Consider the following 13380-nt stretch of genomic DNA (forward strand, 5'->3'; position numbering starts at 1 on the left):
CCATGACATCCATCACGACTTCGGCGATCGACACGCCTCAGCGGCGCTCGATCGAACGGACTTGCGACGATCTCGCCATGCTGGTGCTGGCCGCGGTCGCCGTCATTGCAGGCTTGACCTTCCGCGACTACGGGCTCGGCTGGGACGACTACACCCACGCCGAATATGCCGACCTGCTGCTGCGCATGTTCGGTTCCGGCTTCAAGGACACCGCGGCGCTCTCCTTCGCCAATCTCTACATGTATGGCGGCGGCTTCGACATGGTCGCGGCCCTGCTGCACAAGGTCATTCCGCTCGAGCTGTTCGAGACCCGCCGTCTGGTCGGCGCCATCGTCGGCGTAATCGGGCTTGCCGTGACATGGCGGCTCGGCCGCCGCATCGGCGGACCGCTTGCCGGTCTGGCTTCCCTCCTCCTGCTTGCGCTCTGCCCGACCTTTTACGGCCACATGTTCATGAACCCGAAGGATGCACCCTTCGCGGTCGCCATGGTCGTCCTGATGCTCGGCCTCGTCCGGCTCGCCGAGGAATATCCGCAGCCATCGCCGCGCACGATCCTGATCGTCGGCTTGGGGGCCGGCCTTTCGCTCGGCTGCCGTGTTCTCGGCGGACTCGCGCTGGTCTACGCCGTGGTCGGCTTCGTGCCGCTGTTCCTGGAGGAATTGCGCACCGAAGGTCCGCGCGAATCCGTTCGCCGCTTCGCCCATGTCGTCTATGTGTTGCTGCCAGGCCTCGCGCTCGGCTACCTCGTGATGGGCCTGATCTGGCCGTGGTCGATCATGGAGCCCGGCAATCCCTTGGCGGCGCTGACCTACTTCTCGCATTTCTTCGAGAAGCCATGGAAGGAGATGTTCGACGGTGCGATCGTGTCGGTGCCCGACATGCCCTGGTCGTATCTGCCGACGCTGTTCGCCCTGCAGCTGCCCGAGGTGATGCTGGTTCTGATGGGCGGTGCGATCGTCAGCACCTTCGCCATGCTGCCGCGGCGCGAGGTTCCGGCACGCCGCAAGACCATCCTCCTGATGCTGACGCTGGCTGCTACCCTGCCGCTCGCGATCGCGATGGTGAAGCGCCCGGCGCTCTACAACGGCATCCGCCATTTCGTCTTCGTGATCCCGCCGATGGCGGTGCTCGGCGGCGTCGCCTTCGCCTGGACCATGGAGCGCCTGCGGGCCAATCACCGCACCTGGCAGCCGGTCGTGCTCGCCACCTTCTGCTTCGGCCTTGCGCTGTCGCTCGCCGAGATGATCCGGCTGCACCCCTATCAATACACGCACTTCAACCACATTGCCGGCACCGTGCGCGGCGCCGACGACCGCTTCATGCTGGACTATTGGGGCCTCGCCTTGAAGCAGGCCTCCGACGGATTGCGCGAGCAGCTCGTCGAGCGCCAGGAAGTGCCGCCCGGCAACCGCAAATGGAAGGTGGCGGTGTGCGGTCCGCAGCGCCCGGCCCAGGTGGCGCTCGGGCCCGACTTCACCATCGGCTGGGATTCCAACGCGGCCGATTTCGCCATGACGCTCGGCGAGTTCTACTGCAAGGGCCTCACCGCCCCGGTCATGGTCGAGATCAAGCGCGACGACGTGGTGTTCGCCCGCGTCTACGACATCCGGGGGCGCGGCATTTCCAGCCTGCTGTCGATCCCGGCACCGTAGGATTTCTCCGTATCCGTAGCCCGGATGGAGCGAAGCGTAATCCGGGACCTGTGGCATCGTGCGAGCTGCCCCGCATTCCGCTTCGCTCCATGCGGGCTACGCGCTCCATGCGGGCCACGCTTGACAGCCACGCTCCTCGCGCCTTGCCGCAAGCCTCTCCCGCGACTACGCTCCTCCTCCGCAACAACGAGGTTCGGAGAGATCAGCCATGTCGCCAGCAGAAGCCCGCCTGAGGGAAGTCCCCTCCAACATGACGGAGGCCGAGTGGCAGCAACGGGTCAATCTCGCCGCATGCTATCGCCTGGTCGCGCTGTACGGCTGGGACGATCTGGTCGACACCCACATCTCCGCGCGCGTGCCCGGTCCCGACCATCACTTCCTGATCAATCCCTACGGGCTGATGTTCGATGAAATCACGGCTTCCAGCCTCGTCAAGGTCGACCTGCACGGCAATCAGCTCTCCGAGAGCGAGTACAGCATCAATCCTGCCGGCTTCACCATCCATTCGGCGATCCACGAGGTGCGCGAGGACGCGATCTGCGTGCTGCATCTCCACACCCTCGACGGAACCGCGGTGTCGAGCAGCGCGGAAGGGCTCTTGCCCCTGAACCAGACCGCCCAGCTCGTCACCCACGACCTCGCCTATCACGACTATGAAGGCATCGCGCTCGACCACGAGGAGCGGCCACGGCTGCAGAAGGATCTCGGCGACCACAACCACATGCTCCTGCGCAATCACGGCACGCTGACGGTCGGCCGCTCGGTCGCCTCCGCGTTCGAGCGCATGTACCATCTCGAGCGCGCCTGCTCGATGCAGGTGCGCACGCGCGCGCTCGGCACGCCGGTCTATCCGGTCGAGGAGATCGCGATCGAGAAGAACACCGAGCTGCTCGCCAACCGCGACCGCGCCGAGCTGCGCGCAAACAACCTCGTGTGGCCGCCCTTGCTGCGCAAGCTCGACCGCGTCAATCCCGGCTACCGGTCTTGAGATATTCACGAAATTGAGGTAGTGTTTCCGTCGAACTACCTCTGCACGTATTGGAATGAAACGCCGCCCAATTCCGGGCGGCGTTTTTGTTTCGTGAACTTCGTAGGGTGGATTAGCGAAGCGTAATCCACCTCTTCTCTTGGTGCAGCCCGCAAGAGTTGGTGGATTACGCCTTCGGCTAATCCACCCTACCGCACCGCGCCTATTTCACCTCCGCCAGCGCGGCGAGGATCCTTGCCCAGGAGCGGATGCCCTTCTGGAAGCTCTGCAGGTCGTATTTCTCGTTCGGCGAGTGGATGTTGTCGTCGTCGAGGCCAAACCCCACCAGCAGCGAGTCGAGGCCGAGCGTGCGCTTGAAGTCGGCGACGATCGGGATCGAGGCGCCCGAGCCCATCAGCACGGTCTCCTTGCCCCATTCCTCCGCGAGCGCCTTGCTGGCGGCGGCGAGCGGCTTCATGGTCCAGTCGAGCGCGACTGCGGGCGCGGCGGAATGGTCGCCGAACTCGACCTTGCAGTCGCCGGGAATGCGCGCCGTCACGTAATCACGGAAGGCCTTGCGGATCTTTTGCGGGTCCTGGCCCTGAACCAGGCGGAACGAGACCTTGGCCGAGGCATGCGAGGGGATCACGGTCTTTGAGCCCTCGCCGATATAGCCGCCCCAGATGCCGTTGACGTCGCAGGTCGGGCGCGTCGAGGCCTGCTCGACCAGCAGCCTGCCCTTCTCGCCAGCCGGGAGCGACAGCCCGACCGGCTTGAGAAAGGTCTCGGGCGTGAAATCGAGCTTCTTCCACTGCTCCAGGATATCGGGCGGCGTGTCCTTCACGCCGTCATAGAAGCCGGGGATGGTGATGCGGTTGTCGTCGTCGAACAGGCCACCCAGGATCTTCGTGAGCAGGCGGATCGGGTTCATCGCGGTGCCGCCGAACACGCCGGAATGCAGATCGCGATTGGCGGCGGTGATCTTGAGCTCTTCATAGAGCAGGCCGCGCAGCGAGGTCGTGATCGCCGGCGTGTTGCGGTCCCACATGCTGGTGTCGCACACCAGCACGTAATCGGCCTTGAACTCGTCCTTGTTGGCCTCGATGAAGGGCACGAAGTTCTTCGAGCCGACCTCCTCCTCGCCCTCGATCAGGAAGGTGACGTCGACCGGCAGCGAGCCCGTCACCTTCTTCCAGGCGCGGCAGGCCTCGACGAACGTCATCACCTGCCCTTTGTCGTCCTCGGCGCCGCGCGCGACGATGATCTTGCGGCCGTCGGCATGATCGGTGACGACGGGCTCGAACGGCGGACGGTGCCAGAGATCGAGCGGGTCGACCGGCTGCACATCGTAATGGCCGTAGAACAGCACGTGCGGCCGGCCGCCCGCGCCGGTCTTGCCGACGACGGCGGGATGACCCGCGGTCGGCCTCACCTCGGTGGCAACACCGAGGCTGGCGATGTCCCTGGCGAGATGCTCGGCGGCGGCCTTGCAATCATCGGCGAAGGCGGGATCGGCCGAGATCGACTTGATCCGCAACAACGAGAACAGGCGCTGCAGGCTGTTATCGAAATCCTTGTCGATGTGGTCGAGCACGGATTGGAGCTGCGCGTTGGCCATGATTGCTATCCTGATTGTTGAGTCTCAAGAGGTCCGGGTTTTAGCGCCGGTGCGGCCTTAGGGCTAGCCGCAAGCGGCGGATGCCGGATGTGCCAGGCGAGACACCCTGCGAGGATGGCGGTCGCAGCGAGGTTGTTGCCCCAAGCCTGGAAGGCGAGCGGAAACCACGGCAGCGACAACAGCATGAGGATGCCGGCCGCACTGAGGGCAAGCCAGGTTCCCAGGCGCACATGCGCTCGCTCGTCGAAGGCGGCCCGATGCATCAACACCGTCACCGGGAAGTACAGCCACATGAAATAGTATTGCCGGGCCAGAGGCGAGGCGACCGTCATGAGACAGAACAAGATGCCGAGCTCTTCGGCATCCGAGCGCGCCGTCCGCCGCGCTTGCCGCGGCATGACCGCAACGAAGCCGAGCCCGAGCAGCGCCGACAGCGCGAGCACGATCCAGTTCGCCGTCCTGTAGTCGACCTCGATCAGATTCATGGTGCGCGGCGGCTTGCTGGGATCGTCCTGATTGTAGTTGATCGGCCGGACCAGCCGATGCGTGACGGCAATGAGGGACTGGTTGACCCACGACCAGTTCTGCTCGTCACGCTGGCCAAAGCCCTTTTCCGAGCTGGTCCCGACCATGCCCTGGTACCAGGTCGCCAGCTCGGCCGCGTTGCGCTCGAAGCCGCGGATCGGTGCCGGCACGACATAGAGAAGAATGCCGGTGAAGACGATCGCGCTGACCAGGGCCGCCCATTTGCGCCGCCAGGCCAGATAGGGCAGCACGGCGATCGGGAACACCTTGATGGCGGCGGCGAGCGCGAACATGAAGCCGGCCAGCCACGATCGCTGATGCCGCAAGCTCCAGAAGCCGTAGAGCATCATCGCCAGAAGGAGGAGGTTCGGCTGGCCGAGGTCGAACATGTCGAACACGAAGGTCACGGTGGCGACGACCGGCAGCGCCTCGAGCCAACGACCCGGCGCGCGGTCCGAGCCGGTCATGACCTGGGAGAACGCCGCGGTGTACCACCACGCCACGGCGTTCAAGATCGACAGGACGACATAGAGCGGGATCTTGCCGAACCAGCTCGGGATCGCCAGCAGGATTGCCGGCAGCGGTGGATAGATGAAATCGAAATGCTCGACGGCCGTGGCAGGATACAGCGGCCCACCCTCCAGGACCTGCTGTCCGGCCCAGTACCAGAGCGAGTAGTCCTTGGTCTTGCCGCGGCCGAAAATCTCGGGGACGAGCACGTCGGCGATCAGGAGGACGCAGCAGAGCAGAAAAAGCAGATCCAGCGGCGCACCCAGCGACGGGCGTCTGGGTGCGTCAGGCTTGGCCAACGGGGCGGGCGGGGTCACGATGTAGTCCTGAGCGGCGACGACACAGGACCTAGCAGACCGGCGAAGGCTTGCAGAGCCCTTCACCTGAATTTGTGCGCCGTGGTAGCTCGGACGAGCAGATATCAGGCGACGGTCAACGTTCTAGAGCTTCACCGGATACGACGACTGCCTCAAACCGGGCGCTCTGCCTAACGCCGTAGCAATCCGCCGAGCGCGCCGCGGACCAGCGTACGGCCGATCGAGCCGCCGAGCTGGCCGCCGAGCGACTTGCCGATATTGGCGGCCATCCCGCCGATCACCTGGTTGGTGACCGATCGCGTCACGTCGCGGGCAATGACCTGGCCGGTCGACAGACGACCTCGCTTGACGTTGGTGCCGAAGATGGTGCCGACGATCGAGCCGATCTGGCCGAGAACGCCGCCGCCTGCGCCGGCTCCACCATCTTGTGCGTCGGCAGGCGCAGCCGTGCCGGCTACGCGCTTCTGCAGCATCTCATTGGCGGACTCACGATCCACCGCGGTATCGTATTTGCCCTTCACCGGGCTCCTGCTCATGATCGCCTTGCGCTCCTCGGGCGTGATCGGCCCGATCCGCGCCGTCGGCGGCCGGATCATCACCCGCTCCACCATCGAAGGCGTGCCGTTGCCCTCGAGGAAGGACACCAGCGCCTCGCCCTTGCCGAGCTCCGTGATCACCTTGGCGGTGTCGAGCTTCGGGTTGGGCCGGAAGGTCTGCGCCGCAGCGGCGACCGCCTTCTGGTCGCGCGGCGTGAAGGCGCGCAGCGCATGCTGCACGCGACCGCCCAATTGGGCCAACACCTTGTCCGGCACGTCGATCGGATTCTGGGTGACGAAATAGACACCGACGCCCTTGGAGCGGATCAGACGAACCACCTGCTCGATCTTGTCCATCAACGCCTTCGGCGCATCGTTGAACAGCAGATGCGCCTCGTCGAAAAAGAACACCAGTTTTGGCTTCGGCAGGTCGCCGGCTTCCGGCAATTCCTCAAACAACTCCGACAGCAACCACAACAGAAAGGTAGCGTAGAGCCTAGGGCTCTCCATCAGCTTGTCGGCAACCAGGATGTTGACGATGCCGCGACCGTCGCTATCGGTCTTCATGAAATCCTTCAGCTCCAGTGCAGGCTCACCGAAGAATTTCGTTCCGCCCTGGTTTTCCAGCACCAGCAGCTGGCGTTGAATGGTTCCAACCGTCGCCTTGCTCACATTGCCGAAGCTCTGCGCGGCCTTCCGGATCTCGGCTAACGGATCTTCCTCAGCATCCGGTCCCTTCTTGCCGCTGGCGGGCACGATCGCATCCAACAGCGATCGCAGATCCTTCATATCCAACAATGGCAGGCCGTTCTCGTCCGCGACGCGGAATGCGACGTTGAGAACCCCTTCCTGCACCTCGTTCAGGTCGAGCATCCGCGCCAGCAATAGCGGCCCCATTTCGGTGACGGTCGCGCGGACCGGATGTCCCTGCTCGCCGAACACGTCCCAGAACACGGTCGAGAACTGGTCCGGCTGAAACTTGAGACCCATTTCGCCGGCGCGCTTGAGGATGAAGTCTTTGGCCTCGCCGACTTCCGAGATGCCGGAGAGGTCGCCCTTGATGTCGGCCGCGAAGACCGGAACACCGGCGCGCGCAAATCCTTCCGCCATCACTTGCAGCGACACGGTCTTGCCGGTTCCGGTTGCACCCGTGACGAGGCCGTGGCGATTGGCCAGCGCAAGCGTCAGCCAAGCCTGCTCGTCTCCCTTGCCGACGAAGATCTTGTCGTCGGTATCGCCGAGCTTGCTGTCCTGTGCGGTCATTATTCTCTCTGATCTTTCTGCCGAGTTTCGCGTCGCGAAACCCGAATGCACCAATTCCGTAGTTTAACGCATCTCGTGCGCCGATTAAATCGGTTCAGCGGCTCCTGCGCATGCGACATTGTCGGAAACAGACGGACAACATCGGCCGAAAGTCGGAATGGGGCGTTCGCATAGCGGCAATTTTTTGCCGATTCGTTCTAGGCTCTTGCACGGCGGCAACACTTTTCGCGCGTTCGCGACGGCGCCTGCGTTCATCGCTTGTATTTCACGTCACACCGGCTCAAGATCATTTTCGAAAGCAATATTCCGGCATGCAAACCGGCTGAGGGGCGGGGTCTTATGGACGAGCTGATCGGACGGCTGGCGACAAACGCCAGCATAGATGGTGCTGTCGCTGAAAAGACCGTCGGCATTATCCTGGCCTTCCTTCGCAACGAGGGCCCTTCCGACAGTGTGCAGGCCCTGATCGACCAGATCCCCGGAGCGGAAGCTGCGATCGAAGCCTCCAAGAGCGGTGGCGGTCTGTCGCGGCTGATGGGCGGCGGCTTGATGGCCGTCGGCACCCGCCTGATGGGCCTGGGGCTCGGCATGTCCGAGATTCAAAACGTCGCCCGTGAACTTTTCCGCTACGGGCGAGACAAAATCGGAGCGGATCAGATGGGCAAGATCATCGCGGGGACGCCGGGCCTCAGCCAGTTCGCCTGAGCGACGCTTTTCATATCGAGCATCATGACATATCCGATTTCCGAGATTGAGGGCCTGCCGGCCTTTGCCGCCAACAAGTTGAAGGCGCAAGGAATCCGCACCACCGACGCGCTGCTCGAGGCGGCGTCCACCGTGAAGGGCCGCAAGGCGCTTTCGGCCAAGACTGGCATCAGCGAGCAGCAATTGCTGGAATGGGCCAACGTCTCCGACTACATGCGCATCCCCGGCATGGGCAGGGCCAAGGTCGGGCTCGTCCGCGCCGCCGGCGTCACGACGGTGCGGGAGCTCGCCTATCGAAATCCGGCAAGGTTGGCGCAGAGCATGCGCGAGGCCAACGAGAAGAAGAAGCTGGTCCGCGTCCTGCCTTCCGAGAAGTCGGTCGGCGACATCATCGCCAAGGCCAAGAAGCTGCCGCCGAAGATTACGTATTAGCGCTGCGGACCAAGCTGGAGAGGTTGGGGTACCACTGCTCCCAGATCGTCATTGCGAGCGCAGCGAAGCAATCCAGAATCTTGCCGCGGTGACAGTCTGGATTGCTTCGCTGCGCTCGCAATGACGGAGGGTGAGCAAGAACATCGCATCCTCTCGGCCGTCTGCACGCATCGGAATGGCCGCGACTGGCCCCAATCCCGTCTTGACTCCCCCTGCCCGACAGCGCAATGCCACGCGCATGAATGCCTCGCCCTCCCCTTCCGTCCCGCCGGCCGGCTCGGCCGGGATCGGCGCACTGCGGACGCTCGTGGGCCGGCGGCTTCCTGCGGTGATGGGCGTGCTCAACATCACCCCGGATTCCTTCTCCGATGGCGGCGAGTTCATCGCGCCGGCGCGGGCGCTGGAGCGGGCGCGGGCGATGGTCGCCGCCGGCGTCGACATCATCGATATCGGCGCCGAATCCACCCGGCCCTACAAGGGCGCCCGGCCGGTCACGGCGTCGGAAGAGCTCGCGCGGCTGAAGCCGGTGTTATCGGACGTCGTGGCGCTCGGTGTACCCGTCTCGATCGACAGCATGAAGGCGGAGGTGGTGGCCTTCGCACTCGACCAGGGCGCGGCGATCGCCAACGACGTCTGGGGCCTGCAACGCGAAGCCGGCATGGCGCCGCTGATCGCCGCCAGGGGCGTGCCCGTCATCGTCATGCACAACCGCGACAGCGTCGATCCCGCCATCGACATCGTCGCTGATATCAAGACATTCTTCCTGCGCTCGCTCGATATTGCCGCGAAGGCAGGCATCGCGCGCGACAAGATCGTGCTCGATCCCGGGATCGGCTTCGGCAAGACCGCCGAGCAGAGCATGACCGCGCTCGCGCGCTTGCGCGAGCTCGACATGTTCGGCCTGCCGATCCTGGTCGGCGCCTCGCGCAAACGCTTCATCGCCTCGGTGTCGCCGTCGGAACCATCGGAGCGGCTCGCCGGCTCGATCGCCGCGCATCTGATCGCCGCGCAGCGCGGCGCCAAGATCATCCGGACCCACGACGTCGCCGAAACCCTGCAGGCCCTGCGGGTGGCGCAGGCCATCGAGAGCAAGCAATGACCGACACGATCTTCGTCACCGGCCTGTCGATCCATGCCCGCCACGGCGTGATGGATCACGAAACCGAGGTCGGCCAGCGTTTCGTCATCGATCTCGAGCTCTATACCGACCTGTCCGAGCCTGCGCGCAGCGACCGGCTCGCGGACACGGTGTCCTACGCCGATGTCGTGGCGACGACGACGGCGGCGTTCAAGAACACCAATTACAAACTCCTGGAGCGCGCGGCCGGCGCGGTGGCCGATGCCATCCTGTCGCACTTTCCGCGCATCCGCGCCGTGAAGGTCACCGTGCACAAGCCGCACGCGCCGATCGCCGCGATCTTCGACGATGTCGGCATCGTGCTGACGCGCTCGCGGCATCCCTAGCATGGCGAGCGTGCTGATCGCACTCGGCGGCAATGTCGGCGATGTCCGCGCGACGTTCAAGAAGGCGATCGCTCATATCTGCGGCATGGCACAGGCGGCGCTGATCGCGCGCTCGTCCGACTATACGACCCCGCCCTGGGGCGACGAGGACCAGGATCCCTTCATCAATGCCTGCATCGAGATCGAGACCAGCCTCGATCCGCATGCGCTATTGTTCGTGCTGCAGAAAGTCGAGCAGAAGTTCGGCCGCATGCGAACCAAGGCGCGGCGCTGGGGTCCACGCACGCTCGATCTCGACATGATCGCCTATGACGATGTCTCCTTGCAGAAGCCCGACCTGACGCTGCCGCATCCGCGCCTGTTCGAGCGCGCCTTCGTGCTGGTGCCGCTGGCCGAAATCGCATCTGACCGCGTGATCTCGGGCATTCGTGTGCGTGACGGGCTCGCCAGCGTCTCGGCGCAAGGCATTGAGCGGCTTCCGGATACCGGTTAACCAAAAACAACCGTTTGCAGGAACGGTCCGCCGTGGCAATTTCGCCTGCGAATAACAAGACGTTTCGGGAGCCCCGCGCCGCATGACCTCCGTGACTGACGACCTGCCGCTGGCGGCGGATTTTCCCAAGGCCACGCCTGAGGACTGGCGCAAGCTGGTCGACGGCGTGCTGAAGGGCGCGCCGTTCGAGAAGCTGGTCGGCAAGACCTATGACGGCATCAAGATCGAACCGCTCTATCGGCGCGCGAAGGGCGTTGCGCCGGTGATGGGCCGGCCGCCGGCCGCACCGTGGCAGGTCGTGCAGCGGATCGACCATCCCGATGCGGCGCTCGCGAATGCGCAGGCACTGCAGGATCTGGAGAACGGTGCGACCGGGCTCGCGCTGGTGTTCGCCGGCGCCAATGGCGCGCGCGGTTTCGGCCTGGAACCGTCGGCCGAGGCGGTGGCAAAGATCCTGAAAGACATTCACCTCGACGCCGGCATCGGCATCGAGCTCGAGATCGGACCGCAATCGCGGATGGCCGCGATCCATGTCGCGGAATATGTGAAGAGCAACGGCCTCGATCCCGGCGCCTGCAAAATCCGCTTCGGGCTCGATCCGCTCGCGGCGGGCGCGGTGTGGGGCCACAGCCCCTATACCTGGGACGAAATTGCTCCCGCGATTACGGGCGCCATCAAGGGCCTCGCCGGGCTCGGCTTCAAGGGGCCGTTCGCCTCCGCCGACGGCCGCGTGGTCCATGATGCCGGCGGCTCGGAGGTGCAGGAGCTCGCTTTCGTGCTCGCCTGCGGTGTCGCTTACCTGCGCGCGATCGAAGGCGCGGGCATTCCGCTGGAAGCCGCGCAGGACATGGTCTATGCGCGGCTCGCCGCCGATGCCGACCAATTCCTGACCATGGCCAAGTTCCGCGCCCTGCGGCTGCTATGGGCGCGCATCGAGACCGCTTGCGGACTGACGCCGAAACCGCTGTTCATCGCGGCCGATACCGCCTGGCGCATGCTGACGCAACGCGATCCCTATGTGAACATGCTGCGCGCGACCATGGCGGCGTTCGCCGCGGGACTGGCCGGTGCCAACGCCATCAACGTGCTGCCGCATACGCTGGCGCTCGGCCTGCCCGATCCGTTCGCGCGGCGCGTGGCGCGCAACACGCAGCTTCTGCTGCTGGAAGAATGCAACCTCGCCAAGGTCAGCGATCCCGCGGCGGGGGCTGGCGGCATCGAGACGCTGACGGCGCAGCTGTGCGATGCCGCGTGGGCCCTGTTCCAGGAGAGCGAGAGCGCCGGTGGCGCGTTCGCGGCGCTTCAGCAGGGTGTGTTCCAAAGCAAGGTCGCGGCCACGCGCAAGGCGCGCGAGGCCAATATCGCGAAGCGCCGGGACATACTGACCGGCGCCAGCGAGTTTCCGAACCTGCACGAGAGCGAAGCCACTGTCCTGAAGGCAGCGCCGATCGCGCTTCCGCCCTACGGCGGAGAGACCTACAAGTTCGAGGCGCTGCCTCCGATCCGTCTCGCGGAACCGTTCGAGGCTCTGCGCGACAAATCCGACGCGAGTTTGAAGGCTCGGGGCGCACGGCCAAAGGTGTTCCTGGCCAATCTCGGCACGCCCGCCGATTTCACCGCGCGCGCGACGTTCGCGAAGAGCTTCTTCGAGGCGGGCGGCATTGAGGCCACAGGCAGCGAGGGCTTTGCCGATCCGGCCAAGCTGGCTGCGGCCTTCAAGGCCTCCGGCGCCGAGCTGGCCTGTCTGTGTTCCAGCGACAAGGTCTATGCGGAACACGCCGAAGCCGCGGCAAAGGCCCTGCAATTGGCCGGCGGGCGACATATCTACCTAGCGGGCCGGCCGGCCGAGGCCGAGGCGGCGCTGCGAGCCGCCGGCGTCACGGGCTTTGTCTTCGCCGGAGGCGATGCGCTTGCGGCACTGCAGGACGCCTACCGACGGATGGAACAGCGATGACTGACACCAGCAAACCCGTTCTCACCGGCGGCTGCCAATGCGGCGCCGTGCGATTTGCGGTCATGACGGCGCCGACCAGGATTTCGATCTGCCACTGCCGGATGTGCCAGAAGGCGAGCGGCGCGCCGTTCGCCTCTTTGGCCGACATCAACAAGACCGATTTCGCCTGGACCAAGGGCAAGCCGTCGTTCTTCCGCTCCTCCTCGATCGCCGATCGCGGCTATTGCGCCGCCTGCGGCACGCCGCTGAGCTTCGGCCGCATCGACGGCGATCGCATCGAGATCATGACCGGTACCTTCGATCGCCCTGACCGGGTCGTGCCGACGCGTCAGTTCGGCATCGAATCCCGCCTCGGCTGGGTCGTCGGCATCGCCAATTTGCCGAGCCAGACCACACAGCAGAATTACGGACCGGAGAAGATGGCGACCATCGTCAGCCATCAGCATCCGGATCATGATTGAGCGCTTATGAAATGGTTGAAGCCATGAGCCGCATTCCGAATTTCGCCGACGTCGCCTTCGAGCGGACCGCAACCGCCGCGCCCACTGGCAGCGCCGAGCCGTGGCTGACACCGGAGGGCATCCTGGTGAAGCCCGCTTATGGCGAGGCTGATCTGACCGGGCTCGATTTCCTCGAGACCTATCCGGGCATCGCGCCGTATCTGCGCGGCCCCTACCCGACCATGTATGTCAACCAGCCCTGGACGGTCAGGCAATATGCCGGCTTCTCCACGGCGGAGGATTCCAACGCGTTCTATCGCCGCAATCTCGCGGCGGGGCAAAAGGGCCTCTCGGTCGCGTTCGATCTTGCCACCCATCGCGGCTATGACTCGGATCATCCGCGCGTCGGCGGCGATGTCGGCATGGCCGGCGTTGCCATCGATTCCATCTACGACATGCGCACGCTGTTTGCAGGGATTCCGCTCGACCAGATGAGCGTGTCCA

The 13380-nt window shown here is 64.9% G+C and carries 13 protein-coding genes; 10 read left to right on the forward strand and 3 right to left on the reverse strand.

From position 1 onward, the window contains the following. The first annotated feature begins 2 nt into the window (after positions 1-2). Positions 3-1652, forward strand: a complete 1650-nt coding sequence (locus I6F33_RS21200; RefSeq protein ID WP_225144054.1) for a glycosyltransferase family 39 protein — start codon at positions 3-5, stop codon at positions 1650-1652. Between the two features lie 208 nt (positions 1653-1860). Continuing rightward, complete coding sequence (locus tag I6F33_RS21205; RefSeq protein WP_225144055.1) at positions 1861-2640, forward strand: class II aldolase/adducin family protein; 780 nt, start codon at positions 1861-1863, stop codon at positions 2638-2640. Between the two features lie 202 nt (positions 2641-2842). On the opposite strand, the gene I6F33_RS21210 is transcribed toward I6F33_RS21205, so the two are convergent. From I6F33_RS21210 to I6F33_RS21220, 3 genes are all read right to left on the reverse strand, one after another. After that, positions 2843-4237 (reverse strand): M20/M25/M40 family metallo-hydrolase, encoded by a 1395-nt coding sequence (locus tag I6F33_RS21210; RefSeq protein WP_157281489.1) that lies wholly within the window; start codon positions 4235-4237, stop codon positions 2843-2845. 5 nt (positions 4238-4242) lie between these two features. Then, positions 4243-5589 carry a glycosyltransferase family 87 protein gene (locus tag I6F33_RS21215; protein ID WP_225144056.1) on the reverse strand — a complete coding sequence of 449 codons (1347 nt, stop codon included), beginning with the start codon at positions 5587-5589 and terminating at the stop codon, positions 4243-4245. A gap of 170 nt (positions 5590-5759) precedes the next feature. Next, a complete protein-coding gene (locus tag I6F33_RS21220; RefSeq protein WP_074447487.1) occupies positions 5760-7388 on the reverse strand; it encodes a helicase HerA-like domain-containing protein in 1629 nt (542 codons plus the stop codon). Positions 7389-7727: 339 nt separating this feature from the next. On the opposite strand from I6F33_RS21220, the gene I6F33_RS21225 reads away from it, so the two are divergent. The 8 genes from I6F33_RS21225 to I6F33_RS21260 all read left to right on the forward strand — a co-directional run. Next, the gene (locus tag I6F33_RS21225; RefSeq protein ID WP_057027235.1) at positions 7728-8093 is read left to right on the forward strand and encodes a hypothetical protein; all 366 of its coding nucleotides are present in this window, start codon (positions 7728-7730) and stop codon (positions 8091-8093) included. 24 nt (positions 8094-8117) lie between these two features. Beyond that, a complete protein-coding gene (locus tag I6F33_RS21230; protein ID WP_036005985.1) occupies positions 8118-8525 on the forward strand; it encodes a DUF4332 domain-containing protein in 408 nt (135 codons plus the stop codon). 238 nt (positions 8526-8763) lie between these two features. Further along, complete coding sequence (gene folP / locus I6F33_RS21235; RefSeq protein ID WP_225144057.1) at positions 8764-9624, forward strand: dihydropteroate synthase; 861 nt, start codon at positions 8764-8766, stop codon at positions 9622-9624. Next, positions 9621-9989, forward strand: a complete 369-nt coding sequence (gene folB, locus I6F33_RS21240) for a dihydroneopterin aldolase (RefSeq protein ID WP_036005989.1) — start codon at positions 9621-9623, stop codon at positions 9987-9989. Before folP ends, folB begins: the two co-directional genes overlap by 4 nt. 1 nt (position 9990) lies before the next feature. Next, positions 9991-10482, forward strand: coding sequence for a 2-amino-4-hydroxy-6-hydroxymethyldihydropteridine diphosphokinase (gene folK, locus I6F33_RS21245; RefSeq protein ID WP_225127232.1), 492 nt, complete (start codon positions 9991-9993; stop codon positions 10480-10482). An 82-nt stretch (positions 10483-10564) separates the two neighbouring features. After that, positions 10565-12436 carry a methylmalonyl-CoA mutase family protein gene (locus I6F33_RS21250; protein ID WP_225144058.1) on the forward strand — a complete coding sequence of 624 codons (1872 nt, stop codon included), beginning with the start codon at positions 10565-10567 and terminating at the stop codon, positions 12434-12436. Next, a complete protein-coding gene (locus I6F33_RS21255; RefSeq protein WP_057027174.1) occupies positions 12433-12897 on the forward strand; it encodes a GFA family protein in 465 nt (154 codons plus the stop codon). The genes I6F33_RS21250 and I6F33_RS21255 overlap by 4 nt, the downstream gene beginning before the upstream one ends. 23 nt (positions 12898-12920) lie before the next feature. Then, the coding region (locus I6F33_RS21260) for a methylmalonyl-CoA mutase family protein (RefSeq protein ID WP_225144059.1) at positions 12921-13380 on the forward strand (460 nt) is incomplete at its 3' end.

This window comes from Bradyrhizobium sp. BRP20 (genome assembly GCF_020194215.1).
GTDB classification, from domain to species: Bacteria; Pseudomonadota; Alphaproteobacteria; order Rhizobiales; family Xanthobacteraceae; genus Bradyrhizobium; species Bradyrhizobium yuanmingense.

Excerpts from the sequence above, each read along its gene's own strand:
- I6F33_RS21200 (WP_225144054.1), top strand. The coding sequence starts at position 3 with ATGACATCCATCACGACTTCGGCGATCGACACGCCTCAGCGGCGCTCG.
- I6F33_RS21205 (WP_225144055.1), top strand. The coding sequence starts at position 1,861 with ATGTCGCCAGCAGAAGCCCGCCTGAGGGAAGTCCCCTCCAACATGACG.
- I6F33_RS21210 (WP_157281489.1), bottom strand. The coding sequence starts at position 4,237 with ATGGCCAACGCGCAGCTCCAATCCGTGCTCGACCACATCGACAAGGAT.
- I6F33_RS21220 (WP_074447487.1), bottom strand. The coding sequence starts at position 7,388 with ATGACCGCACAGGACAGCAAGCTCGGCGATACCGACGACAAGATCTTC.
- I6F33_RS21225 (WP_057027235.1), top strand. The coding sequence starts at position 7,728 with ATGGACGAGCTGATCGGACGGCTGGCGACAAACGCCAGCATAGATGGT.
- I6F33_RS21230 (WP_036005985.1), top strand. The coding sequence starts at position 8,118 with ATGACATATCCGATTTCCGAGATTGAGGGCCTGCCGGCCTTTGCCGCC.
- folP (WP_225144057.1), top strand. The coding sequence starts at position 8,764 with ATGAATGCCTCGCCCTCCCCTTCCGTCCCGCCGGCCGGCTCGGCCGGG.
- folB (WP_036005989.1), top strand. The coding sequence starts at position 9,621 with ATGACCGACACGATCTTCGTCACCGGCCTGTCGATCCATGCCCGCCAC.
- folK (WP_225127232.1), top strand. The coding sequence starts at position 9,991 with ATGGCGAGCGTGCTGATCGCACTCGGCGGCAATGTCGGCGATGTCCGC.
- I6F33_RS21250 (WP_225144058.1), top strand. The coding sequence starts at position 10,565 with ATGACCTCCGTGACTGACGACCTGCCGCTGGCGGCGGATTTTCCCAAG.
- I6F33_RS21255 (WP_057027174.1), top strand. The coding sequence starts at position 12,433 with ATGACTGACACCAGCAAACCCGTTCTCACCGGCGGCTGCCAATGCGGC.